Source organism: Kribbella capetownensis, from assembly GCF_004331485.1.
GTDB lineage: Bacteria > Actinomycetota > Actinomycetes > Propionibacteriales > Kribbellaceae > Kribbella > Kribbella capetownensis.
This window is the reverse complement of record NZ_SJKD01000005.1, coordinates 484,385-502,025: the sequence shown is the minus strand read 5'-3', so window position 1 is coordinate 502,025 and position 17,641 is coordinate 484,385. Positions and strand designations below refer to the sequence as shown.

14 protein-coding genes are annotated in these 17,641 nt (G+C 68.7%); 9 read left to right on the top strand and 5 right to left on the bottom strand.

The window, feature by feature from the left end; all coding sequences use genetic code 11:
* Window positions 1-21 precede the first annotated feature (21 nt).
* On the bottom strand, window positions 22-1,914 hold the full coding sequence (locus E0H75_RS24050; protein ID WP_475009186.1) for an ABC transporter ATP-binding protein: 1,893 nt from the start codon (window positions 1,912-1,914) through the stop codon (window positions 22-24).
* A gap of 172 nt (window positions 1,915-2,086) precedes the next feature.
* Here E0H75_RS24050 and E0H75_RS24045 point away from each other — a divergent pair, with 172 nt between their 5' ends.
* The 6 genes from E0H75_RS24045 to E0H75_RS24020 all read left to right on the top strand — a co-directional run bounded on the left by E0H75_RS24045 (window position 2,087) and on the right by E0H75_RS24020 (window position 9,327).
* Window positions 2,087-2,857, top strand: coding sequence for a TetR/AcrR family transcriptional regulator (locus tag E0H75_RS24045; protein WP_131515882.1), 771 nt, complete (start codon window positions 2,087-2,089; stop codon window positions 2,855-2,857).
* 42 nt (window positions 2,858-2,899) lie between these two features.
* Window positions 2,900-3,574, top strand: coding sequence for a TetR/AcrR family transcriptional regulator (locus E0H75_RS24040; protein WP_238163235.1), 675 nt, complete (start codon window positions 2,900-2,902; stop codon window positions 3,572-3,574).
* Window positions 3,568-5,301 carry an ABC transporter ATP-binding protein gene (locus E0H75_RS24035; protein ID WP_131515881.1) on the top strand — a complete coding sequence of 578 codons (1,734 nt, stop codon included), beginning with the start codon at window positions 3,568-3,570 and terminating at the stop codon, window positions 5,299-5,301. Before E0H75_RS24040 ends, E0H75_RS24035 begins: the two co-directional genes overlap by 7 nt.
* A 76-nt stretch (window positions 5,302-5,377) precedes the next feature.
* Entirely contained in the window at window positions 5,378-7,456 is a 2,079-nt protein-coding gene (locus E0H75_RS24030; RefSeq protein WP_131515880.1) for an ABC transporter ATP-binding protein, read from the top strand.
* 135 nt (window positions 7,457-7,591) lie between these two features.
* Window positions 7,592-8,173, top strand: a complete 582-nt coding sequence (locus E0H75_RS24025) for a TetR/AcrR family transcriptional regulator (protein WP_131515879.1) — start codon at window positions 7,592-7,594, stop codon at window positions 8,171-8,173.
* Window positions 8,173-9,327 carry an MFS transporter gene (locus E0H75_RS24020; protein ID WP_165553991.1) on the top strand — a complete coding sequence of 385 codons (1,155 nt, stop codon included), beginning with the start codon at window positions 8,173-8,175 and terminating at the stop codon, window positions 9,325-9,327. The genes E0H75_RS24025 and E0H75_RS24020 overlap by 1 nt, the downstream gene beginning before the upstream one ends.
* On the opposite strand, the gene E0H75_RS24015 is transcribed toward E0H75_RS24020, so the two are convergent.
* The 3 genes from E0H75_RS24015 to E0H75_RS24005 are packed head-to-tail and all read right to left on the bottom strand — an operon-like array spanning window position 9,305 to window position 12,224.
* Window positions 9,305-10,117, bottom strand: a complete 813-nt coding sequence (locus E0H75_RS24015) for an alpha/beta fold hydrolase (protein ID WP_131515877.1) — start codon at window positions 10,115-10,117, stop codon at window positions 9,305-9,307. The two genes, E0H75_RS24020 and E0H75_RS24015, sit on opposite strands and share 23 nt — an antisense overlap.
* A complete protein-coding gene (locus E0H75_RS24010) occupies window positions 10,114-11,307 on the bottom strand; it encodes a M20 metallopeptidase family protein (RefSeq protein WP_131515876.1) in 1,194 nt (397 codons plus the stop codon). Before E0H75_RS24010 ends, E0H75_RS24015 begins: the two co-directional genes overlap by 4 nt.
* Window positions 11,304-12,224 (bottom strand): 5'-3' exonuclease, encoded by a 921-nt coding sequence (locus tag E0H75_RS24005; RefSeq protein ID WP_131516072.1) that lies wholly within the window; start codon window positions 12,222-12,224, stop codon window positions 11,304-11,306. Before E0H75_RS24005 ends, E0H75_RS24010 begins: the two co-directional genes overlap by 4 nt.
* 100 nt (window positions 12,225-12,324) lie before the next feature.
* Between E0H75_RS24005 and E0H75_RS24000 the strand changes: the two genes are divergently transcribed.
* Complete coding sequence (locus tag E0H75_RS24000; protein WP_131515875.1) at window positions 12,325-13,749, top strand: sensor histidine kinase; 1,425 nt, start codon at window positions 12,325-12,327, stop codon at window positions 13,747-13,749.
* Here E0H75_RS24000 and E0H75_RS23995 read toward each other — a convergent pair.
* On the bottom strand, window positions 13,724-15,268 hold the full coding sequence (locus tag E0H75_RS23995; RefSeq protein ID WP_131515874.1) for a TRAP transporter substrate-binding protein: 1,545 nt from the start codon (window positions 15,266-15,268) through the stop codon (window positions 13,724-13,726). The genes E0H75_RS24000 and E0H75_RS23995 overlap by 26 nt on opposite strands.
* 153 nt (window positions 15,269-15,421) lie before the next feature.
* Between E0H75_RS23995 and E0H75_RS23990 the strand changes: the two genes are divergently transcribed.
* Both E0H75_RS23990 and E0H75_RS23985 read left to right on the top strand, forming a co-directional pair.
* Entirely contained in the window at window positions 15,422-17,005 is a 1,584-nt protein-coding gene (locus tag E0H75_RS23990; RefSeq protein WP_165553989.1) for a sensor histidine kinase, read from the top strand.
* Window positions 16,996-17,640, top strand: a complete 645-nt coding sequence (locus tag E0H75_RS23985) for a response regulator transcription factor (RefSeq protein ID WP_131515872.1) — start codon at window positions 16,996-16,998, stop codon at window positions 17,638-17,640. Before E0H75_RS23990 ends, E0H75_RS23985 begins: the two co-directional genes overlap by 10 nt.
* The last annotated feature ends 1 nt before the right edge of the window (window position 17,641 follow it).

Here is a 17,641-nt window from a genome sequence, read left to right as displayed (position 1 = left end):
AGCGATCCAGCGCACATGACCTCAGACCGAGACAGCCTCCACATCGGCCGCACCGCTGTCCGGCTGCTCGAACTGCGTCCGGTACAGCTCCTCGTACCGCCCAGCCGCAGCGAGCAGATCCGTGTGAGTGCCACGCTCGATGATCCGGCCCGCCTCGATCACGAGGATCTGGTCCGCAGCCCGGATGGTCGACAGCCGGTGCGCGATCACAACCGCCGTACGTCCGGCCAGTGCCTCGGTCAGCGCCGCCTGGACAGCTGCCTCGTTGGTGGAGTCCAGCGCCGCGGTCGCCTCGTCAAGGATCACGACCCGCGGCTGCGCGAGGAGCAGGCGAGCGATCGTGAGCCGCTGCCGCTCACCACCTGACAGCCGGTACCCGCGCTCGCCGACAACGGTGTCCAGCTGATCCGGCAGCGACCTGATCAACTCACCCAGCCGCGCCCGAGTCAGCGCATTCCACAGGTCGGCCTCCGAAGCTTCCGGCCGCGCCAGCAGCAGGTTCTCGCGGATCGAGTCGTGGAACAGGTGACCGTCCTGCGTGACCATGCCGAGCGTCTCCCGCAGCGACTCCGCCGACACGTCCCGTACGTCGACCCCGGCGAGCCTCACCGCTCCCGCATCGACGTCGTACAGGCGGGGGATGAGCTGCGCGATGGTCGACTTCCCGGCGCCGGACGAGCCGACGAGCGCGACCATCTGCCCGGGCTCGGCGCGGAACGACACGTCGTGCAGCACCTCGACACCGCCGCGGGTGTCGAGCTTGGCGACCTCCTCGAGCGAGGCCAGCGAGACCTTGTCCGCGGACGGGTACGCGAACCTGACCTGCGCGAACTCGACCGTCACCGGCCCCTCGGGCACCCGGCCCGCGTCCGGCTTGTCCTTGATCAGCGGCTCGAGATCCAGCACCTCGAAGACGCGCTCGAAGCTGACCAGCGCGGTCATCACCTCGAGTCGCGCACTCGCCAGCGCCGTGAGCGGTGAGTACAACCGGGTGAGCAGCAAGGCCATCGACACGACCGAACCCGCGTCGAGCTGGTCGCGCAGCGCGTAGAAGCCACCCAGTCCGTAGACGAGCGCCAGCGCGAGCGCCGACACCAGCGTCAGCGCGGTGACGAAGATCCACTGCACCATCGCGGTCCGCACGCCGACGTCGCGCACCCGCCGCGCCCGGATCGCGAACTCCAATGACTCCCGTGTCGGCCGGCCGAACAACTTCACCAGCGTCGCGCCCGGCGCCGAGAACCGCTCGGTCATCTGCGTGCTCATGGTCGCGTTGTAGTCCGCCGCCTCCCGCTGCAGAGCGGCCAGCCTGGTCCCGATCCGGCGGGCCGGTACGACGAAGATCGGCAGGAGGATGAGCGAGAGCAGGGTGATCTGCCACGACACACCGAGCATCACGACCAGCGTGAGCACCAGCATCACGAGGTTGCTGACGACGCCGGACAGCGTGTCGCTGAACGCGCGCTGTGCGCCGATCACGTCGTTGTTCAGCCGAGACACCAGCGCGCCGGTCCGGGTCCGGGTGAAGAACGCGATCGGCATCCGCTGGATGTGGTCGAACACCGCCGTCCGCAGATCCAGGATCAGTCCTTCACCGATCCGCGCCGACAGCCAGCGTGTCCACAGGCTGATCCCGGCCTCGGCGATGGCGATCACCGCGATCAGTAGGGACAGCAGCAGAACGACGCTGAATTCCTTGCGGTCGACGATCGCGTCGACCACGTGCCCGGCCAGCACCGGCGTCGCGACCGCGAGCACGGCCGCGCCGACGCTCAGCACAAGGAACGCGATCAGTTGCCGTCGGTGCGGGCGCGCGAAGGCGAGGATCCGCAGCAGTGTGGCCCGTGAGAACGGGCGTTTTTCGTCTTGGGCGTGCATCGCGTGGTACAGCGAGTTCCACGCGGTCATCTCCATGCTCACGGCTGTGCTCCGCTGGGATCGGTCGATCGGGAAGGTCGATGATTCAGGACAGCACCGACAGTTCTCGACCGTAGAACCTCGACAGTGCTTGAGGTCAATCAACTTTTAAACTGAGTACGCTGTACGAAGTGCGGCCGAGTGTAGCCAATCCGGAGGAATCGCGCACATGAATCAGGAGTACAGCGGCAGTGGGGACCAGGCGCGGAGCCTTGAGTTGCTCTGGCGCCGGCGGCCGCGGCCGACCCGCGGGCCGAAGCCGGCGCTCACCGTGGAGGGGATCGTCGAGGCCGCTGTGCGCATCGCCGATGCCGAGGGGATCGGTGCGATGTCGATGCGCCGCGTCGCCGACGAGCTCGGCGTGGGCGCGATGACGCTGTACCGCTACTTCCCGGGCAAGGGTGAGTTGCTCGACGTCATGCTCGACACCGTGTACGGCGAACTGCCGCGGCGTGACGTGGACGGGGACTGGCGAGCCCGGCTCGACGAGGTGGCCCGGGAGAACCGCGAGCTGTATCTGCGCCACCCGTGGATGCTCCAGATCGCGGTCAATCGCCCACCGCTCGGTCCGCACGTGATGGCGAAGTACGAGTACGAACTCGAGGCGGTCGAGGGTATCGGCCTGACCGACGTCGAGATGGATGCGACCGTGGCGCTGGTGAACGGGTATGTGCACGGCGCCGTGCGGACCGACGTCGAGGCGCGGCAGGTGATCCAGCGGTCGGGGATGACCGACAAGGAGTGGTGGCTGGCGCACGTGCCGCACCTGGACAAGATCGCCGATGCCCAGCAGTTTCCACTCGCGACCCGGGTGGGGACGACGGTCGGGAATGAGTTCGACGCGCCGTACGACTCCGATCATGCGTTCGAATACGGTCTCGCGCGGCTGCTGGACGGCGTCTCCGCGCTGGTGGAGAACCGGTCTGGCCCGAAAGTGTGAATTCAGTTGTGAGTGAGTACTCACTCAGTTACTCTCGAACACGTGACACCACGAGCCACACCACTGCCACCCGAGGAACGGCGCGCCGCCATCGTCCGGGCCGCGCTGCCGTTGCTGGAGGAGTTCGGCGCCGAGGTGAGCACCAAGCAGATCGCCGAAGCGGCCGGGATCGCCGAGGGGACGATCTTCCGGGCCTTCGGCAGCAAGGACGCGCTGATCGACGCCGTGATGGCGACCGCGTTCGACACCAGTGACCTGATCACGGCGCTGGAGAAGGTCGACCGCTCGCTACCGCTGCGGGAGCGCACCATCGCCGCGGTCGAGGTCGGTCAGAACCGTCTGCGCAGCGTCTTCAAGCTGATGTTCACCCTACGGATGCGCCGGCCGCCCGACTTCAAGTCCACGCCGATGGACGAGGCCCGCCGCAAGCGGCAGTCCGACCTGGCCAACGCTGCGTTCGCCGACCTGCTCCGCCCGGATCAGGACCAGCTGCGCTTCCCGCCCGAAGAGGTGGTCCGCCGGATCGGGCTGATCACTTTCTCCGCCACCCACCCAATGATTTCCGGTGGCGTCGTACTGACCGCCGAGGAGATCGTCGACTTCGCGTTCGACGGTGTCCGCCGGCACGCCTCCGGTCAGCACGCCGCCCCCGAGGGCGCCGCCGAGTACGCACTAGACGGTGCCCGCCATCACGACTCTGGGGATGATCGATGTTAGTTCGACTCTTGCGTACGCACCTGCGTCCGTACGTGGGAAACCTGTCCATAGTGGTCGCCCTGCAGCTGGTCGGGACGATCGCCTCTCTCTACCTGCCCAGCCTGAACGCCGACATCATCGACAACGGCGTGGCCAAGGGTGACACCGGCTACATCGTGGACACCGGCGGCTGGATGCTCGCCGTCAGCCTGGTCCAGATCACCTGCACGATCATCGCCGTGTACTTCGGTGCGAAGACGGCCGCGATGTTCGGCCGGGACGTCCGGGCCGCGGTCTTCCACCGGGTCGGCGAGTTCTCCGCGCGGGAGGTCAACCAGTTCGGCGCGCCGACGCTGATCTCGCGCAGTACGAACGACGTCACCCAGATCCAGATGCTGGTGGTCACCACCTGCACGATGCTGGTGGCCGCACCGATCACGATGATCGGCGGCGTGTTCATGGCGGTCCGCGAGGACGTCGGCCTGTCCTGGCTGGTGGCCGTCGCCGTACCGCTGCTGGCGATCTGCGTCGGCTTCATCGCGAGCCGGATGGTGCCGCAGTTCCGGAAGATGCAGAAGAACATCGACGGGGTGAACCGGGTACTGCGTGAGCAGATCTCCGGCATCCGGGTGGTCCGCGCGTTCGTTCGCGAACCGCACGAGGTCGAGCGCTTCGGCGAGGCGAACCAGAACCTGACCGACACGGCCATCCGGGCCGGCCGGCTGATGGCGCTGGTGTTCCCGACCGTGATGCTGATCCTGAATGTGTCGAGCATCGCGGTGCTGTGGTTCGGCGCCTCCCGGGTCGAGAACGGGACGATGGAGGTCGGTGCGTTGACCGCCTTCCTGAGCTACCTGATCCAGATCCTGTTCTCGGTGATGATGGGCGTGTTCGTGATGATCATGGTGCCGCGCGCCGCGGTCTGCGCGGACCGGATCTCCGAGGTCCTCGACACCGAGTCCTCGGTCCGGCCGCCGGTCACCGCGATCAAGTCGTTCACCGGGCGCGGTCAACTGGTCTTCGAGAACGCGTCGTTCCAGTACCCGGGGGCGGCCGAGCCGGTACTGCGCAACATCGACCTCGTCGCATCGCCGGGTCAGACGACCGCGATCATCGGCAGCACGGGTGCGGGCAAGACGACGCTGCTCTCGCTGGTGCCGCGGTTGTTCGATGCCACCGACGGGCGGGTGCTCGTCGACGGGATCGACGTACGCGACATCGAGCCGGAGGCGCTCTGGGAGCGGATCGGCCTGGTGCCGCAGCGGCCGTACCTGTTCTCCGGGACGGTCGCCAGCAACCTGCGGTACGGCAATCCGGACGCGACCGACGAGGAGCTCTGGGACGCGCTGGAGATTGCCCAGGGCAAGGACTTCGTCGAGGCGATGCCGGAAGGGCTGGAAGCGCCGATCGCGCAGGGCGGGACGAACGTGTCCGGCGGCCAGCGACAGCGGCTCGCGATCGCGCGGGCACTGGTCCGCAAGCCGGAGATCTACCTGTTCGACGACTCCTTCTCCGCGCTGGACCTGTCCACCGACGCCCGGCTGCGGGCGGCGCTGCGGCCGATCACGGCGCAAGCGTGTGTGGTGATCGTGGCGCAACGCGTGTCCACGATCGTCGACGCCGACCAGATCGTGGTGATCGAGGACGGCGCGATCGTCGGCAAGGGCCGGCATGACGAGTTGCTCGACACCTGTCCGACGTACGTCGAGATCGTCGAGTCCCAGCGATCCGCGGAGGAGGCAGCGTGAAGGAGCGAAGCGAGTTCACCATCGAACACAGCGAGCGGTGTCGCTCATGCGCGCCCGCAGCGAAGCGAGGACGTGCATGAGCGAGAACAAGACACCGCCCTCTCCGAACGGACAGGGACCAGCGCCTGAGGCTGCGCCCGCCGGTGGTGCGGCGACGGTGAAGGCGACCGAGCGGCCGACGACGGGCCGTGCGTTCGGGCCTCCGGGTGGTATCCCGGGGGACAAGTCGATGAACTTCGGTCCGTCGGCGAGGCGGCTGCTCGGACGGTTGCGGCCGCATCGGCTCCAGGTGAGCGGTGTCGTCGCGCTGGCGGTCTGCAGCGTCACACTGTCGGTCCTCGGGCCGAAGATCCTCGGTCGCGCGACCGACCTGATCTTCGCCGGCGCGATCGGCAAGCGACTGCCGAGCGGTCTGACCAAGGACCAGGTGATCGAGCAGACCCGGGCCTCGGGCAACGGCCGGCTGGCCGACCTGCTCGGCGGGATCGACCTGATCCCGGGCGTCGGCATCGACTTCGATGCCCTGCGCAACGTCCTGCTGATGGTGCTGGGCCTGTACGTCGGGGCGTTCTTCCTGTCCTGGATGCAGGGCTACATCCTGAACGGCGTGGTCCAGCGAACCATCCTCGCGCTGCGGTCCGACGTCGAGGGCAAGCTGAACCGGCTGCCGCTGAGCTACTTCGACGGCGCGCCCCGCGGCGAGCTGCTCAGCCGGGTGACGAACGACATCGACAACATCTCGACCAGCCTGCAGCAGACCCTGAGTCAGCTGCTCACCTCACTGCTGACAGTGATCGGGGTGGTCACGATGATGTTCGTGGTCTCGCCGCTGCTGGCTCTGATCGCGCTCGTCACGATCCCGATCTCGATGGTCCTCACCGCGGTGATCGCCAAGCGGTCGCAGGTTCGCTTCGTCGCGCAATGGCGTCATACCGGCGCGTTGAACGGCCAGATCGAGGAAGCGTTCACCGGGCACGAGCTGGTGAAGGTGTTCGGCCGGCAGAAGGAGATCGAGGAGAGCTTCGCGAGGAAGAACGAGGAGCTGTACCAGGCCGCGTTCGGGGCGCAGTTCATCTCGGGCCTGATCATGCCGGTGATGATGTTCATCGGGAACGTCAACTACGTGGTCATCGCGGTCATCGGCGGTCTGCGGGTCGCCTCCGGCACGATGTCGCTGGGCGACGTCCAGGCGTTCATCCAGTACTCGCGGCAGTTCACCCAGCCGCTGACCCAGGTCGCCTCGATGGCCAACCTGCTGCAGTCCGGGGTCGCCTCGGCCGAGCGGGTCTTCGAGGTGCTGGACGCCGAGGAGCAGGTGCCGGACGACGCGACGCCGGAGAAGGTCACCGACTCCCGCGGGCGGGTCGAGTTCGAGCACGTGTCGTTCTCGTACGACCCGGAGAAGCCTCTGATCACGGACCTGAGCCTGATCGCCGAGCCCGGCCAGACGGTCGCAATCGTCGGTCCGACCGGTGCGGGCAAGACCACGCTGGTCAACCTGGTCATGCGGTTCTACGAGCTGAACGGCGGGCGGATCACGCTCGACGGTGTCGACATCACCGAGCTGACCCGGCACGACCTGCGGTCGCGGATCGGCATGGTGCTGCAGGACACCTGGCTGTTCGGCGGCACGATCCGGGACAACATCCTCTACGGCAACCTGAAGGCCACCGAGGAGGACATGCTGGCCGCTGCCAAGGCGACGTACGTCGACCGCTTCGTGCACAGCCTGCCCGACGGGTACGACACGGTGATCGATGAGGAGGGCAGCAACGTCAGTGCCGGTGAGAAGCAGCTGCTGACCATCGCGCGGGCGTTCCTGGCCGATCCGCAACTGCTGATCCTGGACGAGGCGACCAGCTCGGTCGACACCCGCACCGAGGTCCTGGTGCAGCGGGCGATGGCCGCCCTCCGCTCCGACCGCACCAGCTTCGTGATCGCCCACCGCCTCTCCACGATCCGCGACGCGGACCTCATCCTCGTCATGGAGAACGGCGCAATCGTCGAACAAGGCAGCCACCACGAACTGCTGGCAGCCGACGGAGCCTACGCCCGCCTCTACAACGCCCAATTCAGCGGCGCAGTAGTAGACATGGACGAGGAAGCCGCCACCATCGCGGCCCCCGTAAGGGCTCCGGCGGCAGTACGCCGGTAACAGCAGGAAGGGGCGCCACCTGGGATGGGTGGCGCCCCTTGTTGCTGGGGTTGGTTGTTTGGGGTTGCGGTGGTGCCGCCGGCCTCGGTCAGTAGGTTTTTGACTGCGCGGTACAGAATGGGTTAGCGTGCCGGGGTGGCCAGACCTCGGGAGTTCGACGACAGTGCCGTGCTCGACGCGGCGATGGAGCTGTTCTGGGAGAAGGGATACGAGGCAACGACCACCCAGGACCTGTGCGATCGCACAGGTCTGGGCCGGGGGAGTCTCTACAACGCCTACGGCAGCAAGCACGCCCTCTACGAGGACTCGATCAAGCGGTACGCCGCAACCCGCGCGGCCCTGCAGCTGGACGAGCTGGCGCCGAACGGCGGCTCGGCGCGGCAGCGACTGCGCGACCTGATGATCAGCATGATCGACCTGGATCTGAAGGATCCCGGCCGGCGCGGTTGCCTGGCGCTGAATGCGGCGACCGAGGTGGCAGGCCGAACCGGTGACGTCGGCGGCCTGGTCGCGCGGCAGTTCCAGGATCTCGAGGGCGCGCTCGCCGTGCTGATCTCGATCGGCCAGAGCACTGGCGAGTTGCGGGCGGACCGGCCGCCACTGCAGGTCGCGCGGATGTTCCAGAGCGCGTACTACGGCCTGCGCGTCCTCGCGAAGGTCACCGACGACCGCCAGGCCCTGCTCGACGTCGTCGACGGCACCGTCGACGCGCTGTGATGGAGCGCTCTCTCGCGGCGCTGCTGGTTTGTGTCTTCGGTGTCACCACCGGCGAGTTCGTGCTGGCCGGGATCCTGCCCGCCGTGGCCGGCGATCTGCGCGTGTCGATCCCCGCGGCCGGGCTGCTGGTCACGGCGTACGCGCTCGGAATGATCGTCGGCGGACCGTTGCTGACGGCAATCACCGCCGGTCGTCCGCGCAAGCCGCTCGTCCTCGGCCTGCTGGCCGTCGCCGTCGCCGGCAACCTGCTGTCGGCCGTCGCTCCCGGGTACGGCGTCCTGTTCGCGGCACGGGTCGTGACCGCGCTGGTGACATCGACCTTCTTCGCCAACGCGATCGTGATCGCGACGTCGGCCGCGCCCGCGGGCAAGCAGGCCTCGACCGTGGCGAGGCTTGTCTTCGGGATGAATCTGGCGATGATCCTCGGCGCACCCCTCGGCACCTGGATCGGCGAGGCGTTCGGCTGGCGCTCGACGTTCGGCGCGATCACCGCCTGTTGCGCCGTCGGCCTGCTGCTGGTCGCCAGGCTGGTGCCCGGGGACCAGCCGGTCACCCGGAGCCGCGCGTTCGGGGAGTTCAGCGTCTTCCGGAACCGTGACCTGCTGCTCGCCATCACCATCACCGCGGTGGCGAACATCGGCCTGCTGATGGTGTTCACGTACCTGGCCCCGCTGCTGACCGGCCCGGGTGCGTTCGCGGCAGCAGCCGTCGCACCGATGCTCCTCGTTTACGGCGTCGGCGCAACAATTGGCAACCTGGTCGGCGGCCGCCTCGCGGACCGCGCGCTCCTCCCGTCCCAACTCGGTGCGCTCGCACTCCTCGTCGTACTGCTCGTCGCCCTTTGGGCAAGCCCGCATCCCGTGATCACCGGGCTCCTCGTCTTCGCCGCCGGCGCGGTCGGCTTCTCAGTCATCCCGGGCATGCAGACCCGCGTCCTCACCACAGCCGCCGCTGCCCCGACGCTGGCGATCGCCGTGAACGCGTCGGCGTACCAAGTGGCGGCCGCCTTCGCCGGCTGGGTCGGCGGCCGGGTCATCGCCGGTGCGGGTCTGGCGTCGGTCTATCTTGCCGCCGCTCTGGCAACGGTGCTTGGCATCGGGCTGAGTGCGGCGGCGTTGCGGCGCGATCGGGTCAGGCAGACAGTGCGTCGGTGACGAAGCGGCGGAAGTCGTCGGGGGCCGAGAACATCGGCATGTGGTCGGCCTCGGGGATGGTCGTGAGGTCGGCCGTTGGGGCCTGGGTGGCGAGGCGGGCGGCCCAGAGTTGGGTGCCTTGGAAGTCGCGGCCGCCGACGAGCACGGACAGCGGCGGCTTGAGTTCGGCGAACCGGGTCTTGATCGGGGGATCGAGCTCCTCGCCGTGATGCACGGGCATGGTCAGCACGCGGGAGTTGGCGATCGCGAGGCCGACCAGCAGGCGGCGGTCGGCGTCGTTGACCATCGGGCACCAGCCACTGACGTCGTACGCCGCGGCAGCAGGGATTCCGTCAGCGGCCAGGATCTCCTCGAGACGGGTGAAGTGTTCCCGCATCACCACGCGAGCCGCCGCCTCGGCCGGGCTTGCGTCCGCGAACTCTCCGAACGATCCGGCCACCGCACACACCCGGCGAACCCGGTCGGGATACCGGTGTGCGAACCCTAACGCCCGCCGGGCACCATCCGATGAGCCGATCAGCACCGCGCGCTCAACGCCCGCCGCGTCCATGACCGCCGCCAGGTCGTCGATCTCGCTGTACGCCGCGTACGACGCCGACGAGAGCCCGTTGTCGCGGTAGTCCCAGGTGGTGACCCGGGCTGATTCCGACAGCCACGCCACCGTCGAGTCCCACATCCGTACGTCGGCCAGACCGCCGTTCAGGAGCACGACATCCGGGCCCTGGCCGTGCTGCTCGTAGTAGAGGTAGCCGTCGGCAACCTCCACGAAGTTCCTCGTCGGGCTGATCATCGGGCGATCCGGCGTACGGCGAGTTCGGCCAGGAGCGCGGCTCCGTCGGGGAGGATGGAGTCGTCGAAGTCGGCCAAGGGGGAGTGGTTGTCGGCGGCCGCGTCGGGGTCGGCGGATCGGCAGGCGCTGAGGTTGAGGTAGACGCCGGGGACCTCGTTGAGGACGTAGGACATGTCCTCGGCGCCACAGCGCGGATTGGCGCGTTCGCGGAAGCGGTCGGGGCCGAAGACATCGACGATGACGTCGCGGGCGAACTGATACTCCTCGACGTTGTTGACCGTCACCGGGTAGCCGATCTGGTACTCGGCCTTGGCGACCAGCCCGTGCGCGGTGGCCATCGACTCGACCAGTTGGATCGACGCCTGCTGCACCTTCGCGCGCGCTTCCTCGGAGAACGTCCGGACGGTCGCGTCGAAGAACGCGTCGTCGGGAATGATGTTCTCCTTCGTGCCGCCGGCGATCCGTCCGACCGTGAGCACGACCGGGTCGAACACGTCGAACTGCCGCGTGATCATGGTCTGCAGCGCGGTCACGATCTCGCAGAGCACCGGGATCGGGTCCTTGCCGCGGTACGGCGTCGACCCGTGCGTTCCCGCACCCACGACGCGAACGTGCAGTTGGTCGGCCGCCGCCATGAACGAGCCGGGTTTGCTGCTCCACATCCCGCGCGCCAGCCCTGCCGACCCGACGTGCAGCCCGTACGCCGCATCCGCGCGCCGGCCGGCGGCGTCGAGAACGCCCTCGCGGATCATGATCGGCGCCCCGCCGCTGGTCTCTTCGCCCGGCTGGAACATGAACACCACGTCCCCGGCGAGCTCGGCCTGCATCGCCGACAAGATCTTCGCGGCGCCGACCAGTCCGGCGACGTGGAGATCGTGGCCGCAGGCATGCATCATCCCGGGATGCTGGGACACGTACGGCACGTCGGTCCGCTCCATCACCGGCAGCGCGTCCATGTCGCCGCGGAGCAGGACGACCGGTCCGGGGCCGCCTCCGCCGCGCAGTACGGCGGTCACCGAGGACAGGTCCTTGCCGAGCGTGATCTCCAGCGGCAGACCCGCCAGCGCGCTGAGGATGAGTTGCTGGGTCTTTGGCAGTTCGAGGTCGTACTCCGGCACCTGGTGCAGCGCCCGGCGGAGTGTGACGATCTCTTCGCGGAACTGCTCCGCCAGCTCGACAGTTCTGGTCATGCCTTCGGTCCCAGGTTGAGTGCGTTCATGACCCGCTGGGCGCTGCCGCCGAGCTCGAGCAGTTCGACCAGGTCGAGCCAGCGTTCGGGGTCCTTCACCTCGCTCGGGATGGTCGCGTCGAACTTGCCGACTGGCGCGTCCTTGGCCACCGCGACCACCTTCGGCGCGACGTCGAGGTAGTCGCTCGCCTCGAGGATCTTGCGTTTCACCGACGGCGACATCGGCGTACTCGCGTCGGCGGCCGCGGCCCGGATCGCGTCCAGATCGCCGTACGCCGTGACCAGGGAGGCTGCTGTCTTCTCACCGATGCCCTTGACGCCCGGCAGACCGTCGGAGGCGTCACCGCGGAGCGTCGCGAAGTCGGCGTACCGGTTCGCGGGGACGTCGTACTTGGCGAGCAGCGATTTCTCGTCGTACACCTCGGCCCGCCCGACTCCGCGCGCGGCGGTGTAGACGATCCGGATGCCGCGGCTGTCGTCGATCAGCTGGAACAGGTCGCGGTCGCCCGTGACGACGTCGACCGGCATCTTCGACTGGTGCGACAGCGTGCCGATCACGTCGTCGGCCTCGTGGTCGGCCGCGCCGACGATGGCGATGCCGAGGGCCTCCAGGCAGGCGCGGATGTACGGCACCTGGACCTCGAGCCGGTCCGGCACGTCCTCGACCTGCTCGCCCTTCGGCGTCACGAACTCGACCCGCTGCGCCTTGTACGACGGGATCAGCGCGACCCGCCAGGACGGCCGCCAGTTGTCGTCCCAGCACGCCACCATATGAGTCGGCCGGTGGTTCTCCGTCAGCCGCGCGATGAAGTCGAGCAGCCCACGGACCGCGTTGGTCGGCGTACCGTCGGCAGCCTTCATCGTGTCCGGCACGCCGAAGAAGGCGCGAAAGTACAACGACGCGGTATCGAGCAGCATCAGCCGCTGGTCTGTCTGAGCCATGGAGCGATGCTTTCACAGTTGCCCGACAGTTGCCCGACAGTTGCCGCAGCCCGACTGCGAGGCACACTCTGGCGGCATGTGGATGGTCGCGGCGGACCTCGCGGTCGGGCTGGCGTTCCTCGGTGCGGGAGCGATACCGGCCGGGCCTTTTCGGCAGCGTTTGTGGATCGCTGCCATCGGTGCCGCGTGGCTGCTCGGGACGCTGGCTCCGCAAGCGAACCTGCTGCACCAGGGTCTGCTGATCGTTGCGCTGCAGACCTTTCCGACCGGGCACCTCCGCGGACGCGCCGCATGGTTCCTCACGGTGGCCGCCGTCGTGGTGACGACAGGTCTCGTTCCCCAGCTCGGCGTGGCGGCGCTCTTCGTGCTGGTCGTCGTGACCACAGGCGGGCGGTTGTACCCGTCGCTGTCGGCCGTGGCGACGGCTGGTGCACTCACGGTGTCCTGGCTGGTGCCGAGGTTTCCGAGTCTGCTCGGTCCGGAGCTCGCCCTGCTGATCTACCAGCTGGTGCTGCTCCTGATCGCGGCCTCGTTCCCCCTCGCCGCCCGGTCCGTCGTTCAGGAGCGGCGCCGGCTGGCGGACCGGGTGTTGTCGGATCGCGCTCCGCAGGGACTCGCCGCGATCGCGGCCGTGCTGGCTGACGCGCTCGATGATCCCGACCTGCGCGTCTGGTCTTGGCCGGAGGCTCCGGAGGAGGAGGCTCTGTCGAACCGTCGTCGGTTGCGGGTGAACGATGACGGCGTACCTGTGGCCGTGATCGACCACGACGCCGCCGTACTGCAGGACCCGCCGACGGCCAGGGCAGCAGAGGCCGCGGTCCGGCTGGCGGCGGTCAACCTGCGGTTGCGCGACCTGCAGATCGTTCGGCTGCGCGACCTCGAGGCGGCCCGCGCGCGGGTGGTTGCCGCGGCCGACGACCAGCGCGCAGCGGTCGCCGCCGAACTCCGGAACCACCTGATGGCGCTCCTGACCGACGCCAGGATCGAGCTCGCCGGCGCGCGACGACTCGGGCTGGCCGGCGACGCCGAAGCGGCCGTGGCGATGGTCGAAAGCTCACTAGCCACCGCCGCGGAGGAGATCGACGCCCTCGTGGTGGGGATACCGCCGGCGAGACTCGGCGACGGTCTGCTCGGGCCCGCGCTGCTGGCGCTGACCCAACGCATACCGGCCGAGGTGGCCTTACAGTACGACGCAGAGGCCGCGGCTGATCCGGCTCTCGAAGCCGCCTTGTACTACGTCTGTTCCGAAGCGCTGGCCAACGTCGTCAAGCACGCGGGCGTCGGGCGCGCCACCATCACCATCCAACGTCAGGATGGCGCGGTGTCGGCGGTGATCGCCGACGACGGTCGCGGCGGCGCGGATCCCGCTGGTTCGGGCCTGACCGGACTGCGCGACCGCTTGGCGGCGTACGACGGTCGGCTCCGGGTGGACTCACCACCCGGAGCCGGTACGACGCTGACCGCGACGGTACCGCTCAGCCGATCTTCAGCCACGGTTTGAACGGGTACTGCACGTCTGTCCAGTCGCTCGGGTAGTTGAAGAAGGTCAGTTGGTCACCTTCGAGCTTCCAGTCCATCCGGTAGTTCTGAACGGCGAAGCAGTGCCCGGCCAGTGACTGCGACACCGGCAACTGACACCCGGTGAGTTGGGACAGTCGGTCGGCCCGGTAGACGAAGAACGCCGTATGTCCGGTGCCCCGCAGATCGCCGACCTCCACCGGACCGTCGTACACGTCGTTCCCGCAGTCCACGCCCGGGTCGTCGAGTGCGCGGCAGGTGACCTCGTACTGTCCGCCGCGGACCCGCAACGTCCAGATGCCGGTGAGACCGTCGTCATTCGATGCCCCGGCCGCTGCCAGATCGGCCAGCTTGATCTCCACGCGGTAGACACCAGCCGGCAGTTCGGACGCCGTGGCCGGGATCGGGCCGAGTTCAGTGCCTGCGGCCGGGGAGTTCTGGCAGGCGGCCGACACCGTTGGTGCCTCGATCGCCGGGTTCGCCGCGGCGACTGCCTGGACCTGCTTCAGGATCGGTCCGTCGTCCGGATCGGCGGCCAGCCGGTCGATGACGGGACGCACCTTCGCCCGCAGCGCCGCGATCTGATCCGGCTGCGCGCCGGCGAATCGGACGCCCTGCCCACACAGGGCGGCAGCGATGCTCGTCTCGTCGTACGTCGCGTCGATCGAGGCCTTGGTGGCGTCCTTGGCCGCCTGGTCGATCCACTTGCGTTGCTGGGCGGTGAGGGATTCGAGACGCTCACGATTCATGCTCAGCACGAAGACTTTGGGCCAGAGGACAACGTTCGCGGTGACGTTGCCGGCCGAGTGCGGCATGTTGATCTTGACGTACTGCGCGATGTCGAGCTCGACGCCGTCGAGCCGCCCCAGGCGTGCTTCGTCGACCCAGCCGAGGCCGAGGTTGAGCGGGGTACCGCCCAGGCTGCGAACGGTGGCCCGCTGGACCGGTGAGTTGTAGGTACGGAACCGGGCGTGGCTCCAGTCGGACGGTCCCAGCAGCGGGGCCTTCACCGCGAAGGGCCGACGCAGCGGCCCGACGGCCAGGCCGAGCCCGACGATCCCGGTGGACTCGAGACGCTTCAGCAAGGCGTCCGCGACGGGGGCGGCGACCAGTTGCTTCTCGGCTGCGTAGTTGGTGATGGTCAGCGGCGCCTCGACGGCGGCCAGCCCCTTGATCCCGGCGCCGTTGAACGCGCGGGTGGACGGCCACCCGCCGTCCACCTGGCCGTCGCCGATCGCCTTGACCAGATTGGATTCCGCCTCAGGTGCACCGCCGCCGTAGTCGGTCCGCACCTCGACCTTGAGCCGGCCACCGGACAGCTGCCCGAGGCGGTCCACGAAGGCTTGCGGGCCGAAGGACTGTCCGTTGTTGTTGACGACGTCGATCGTGGCGAGCGTGATGACCGTGGTCTCTCCGCCCGCCTTGTCGACGCCTTTCGCGCCCGTACAGGACGTAAGCGTCGCCGCCAGGGCCAGGACGCCCAGGGTGCTCCATCTGTTCATCGACTGCCTCCTCGAACCGACCCAGGCCCCACCTGAAGTCCGGTCGTTTCGGACGCTAGGCGTGGATCGGCACGTCGCCGACCGTGGTGGCTCGTGAGTTCGATGGGGCTAGCACGGCATCCGGATCGTCCATCCAGCCCCACAATGGTCAGCATGACCCTCACGGTGGGTGTCGTCACGGCCTCGCAGGTAACGGCCGTGCGCCCACCCGATGGGTTGATGCTGGCGCTCGCCCTCGCGGTCCTGATCTCGGCGGCCGGAGCCCTGGCGATCGGCTGGCATGCGGCCGGATCGGCTGCGGCCTTGGCGATCGCCACCTTCCTCGCAGTCCTGCCGTGGATATCGCTCGCGCCCGGCCTCCCGGATCGCCTCCGACTCGCGTTGATCGCGACCGCGCCTCTGGTAGTTGCTGCCACGGCTGAGGTAGCCCTGCTCTGGCGAGCGACTCGGCGGCGGCTGTCACCGATGGTGATCGGCCTGGCCGGTACGGCGACGGTCGTCCACTTCCTCGGGTACGACCCGTTCGAGCACCCTGCTTGCGGACAGGTGTGTGCCCGGGTGCCCGCGGTGCTCGCGCCGGTGCTGGACACTCGCTCGGCTGTGGGACTCGCGAGCGTACTGACGGTTGCGGCTGCCGCGGCCTCGGTCGTCGCGGTCGTGCGAGGGCCTCGAGTCCGGCTCCTCACAGGTGCGACGGTGCTCGCCGCGGCCGCCCTGAGTGGGCTGGTCTTTCTGCGCTGGCTCGGGTTCGATGCCGAACGCCCGCAGGTCTGGGTCTGGCCGCTGGAGCCGTTCGCCGTGGCGATCGTCGGCGCCGCCGCCGTCGGCCTGCACTTGCGCATCGTGCGGATCCGCGGCGGCGTGGAGCGGCTGGCGGACACACTCTCGCCTGGATCGGTGCTCAGCGGGCCAGTTGTCGGCGTGCACTTCGCCGCCGATCACAGCTGGCTCGACATACGCGGGGTCGAGGTACGGATCGATCCGCCGACCGCGCGAACCTTGCTCCTGTACGACGGGCAGACGCCGATCGTGCGCCTGGTTCTCGCGGACCGCGTCGAGCCGGGCAACGTGATGGCAGGCCTGGCGCCGGCCGCACTGCTTGCCCTTCGCAACGCTCACCTCAACGCTGTCCTGCAAGCCCGTTTGGCGGAGGTGCGCGCATCCCAGCGCCGGGTTGTCGCTGCCTCCGATGCGGAGCGGCATCGGATCGAGCGTGACCTGCACGATGGCGCGCAGCAGCGGCTGGTTGGTGCGGGATTCCAGTTGCAGGTGGCTCGTTCCGTTCCCGACCACGAGGCGGCCGAGCGGATCGAGTCTGCAGCACGGAAGGTGCGTGAGGCACTAGCCCAGCTGCGAGGGCTGGCACACGGCATCTTTCCCGGCGTGTTGATCGACGAAGGGCTGGGACCGGCGCTGCGGGACTTGGTCGCCAGCTCGGATGTCCCGGCTCGATTGGAGCTGCGCATGACCGACGAGCCTGCTCCGGATGTGGCGATGGCGGCGTACGCGATGGTGGTCGGCGTTCTTGGCGGCGTCGTCGAGCCGACTGCGCGGACCACGGCGGAGATCGTCGTACGGCAGGAGGCTGGGGTGCTGACGGCGCAGGTCCGGCTCGATCCGGGTGGGGCGGTCGTACGGCGTCCGGACCTGATCCCAGTGGCTGATCGGATCGGGGCTGTCGGCGGGGATTTGGTTGTCGACGGCGACGAGTTCCAGGCGGTGATCCCATGCGGGTAGTCGTGGCGGACGACGTGATGCTGATCCGGTCCGGCCTGGCCCGGCTGCTGACCGACGCCGGGGTCGAGGTCGTTGGCGAGGCCGCGGACGCCTCGGAACTGATGCGGTTGGTCGGCCTGGAGAGTCCGGACGTTGCGATCGTCGACATCCGGATGCCGCCGGGACACAAGGACGAGGGCCTGGTGGCGGCCCGCGAGATCCGGCGCCAACACCCTGGTACGGCGGTTGTGCTGCTCAGCCAGTACCTGGAGCCGCGGTACGCCGAGCGACTGCTCGCCGATCAGCCCGCTGGATTGGGCTACCTGCTGAAGGAGCGGGTGTCGGACATCGCGGTTCTGGTCGACGCGCTGCGCCGAGTCGTCGAGCGCGAATGCGTCCTCGACCCGACGATCGTGGCGCGCCTGATGCAGCGACGGCGGCCGGACTCGCCGCTGGGCCGGCTGACACCGCGGGAGAGCCAGATCCTCAGGCTGATGGCCGAGGGCCGGTCCAACTCGGCCATCTCGGCCGAGTTGGTGATCAGCGAGCGGACGGTAGAGGCGACCTCTGCTCAACTGTTCCGCAAACTCGGCCTCGAACCGTCGGCGGATGTGAACCGCCGGGTGCTGGCGGTCCTGACCGCCCTGCGCGGCTGAC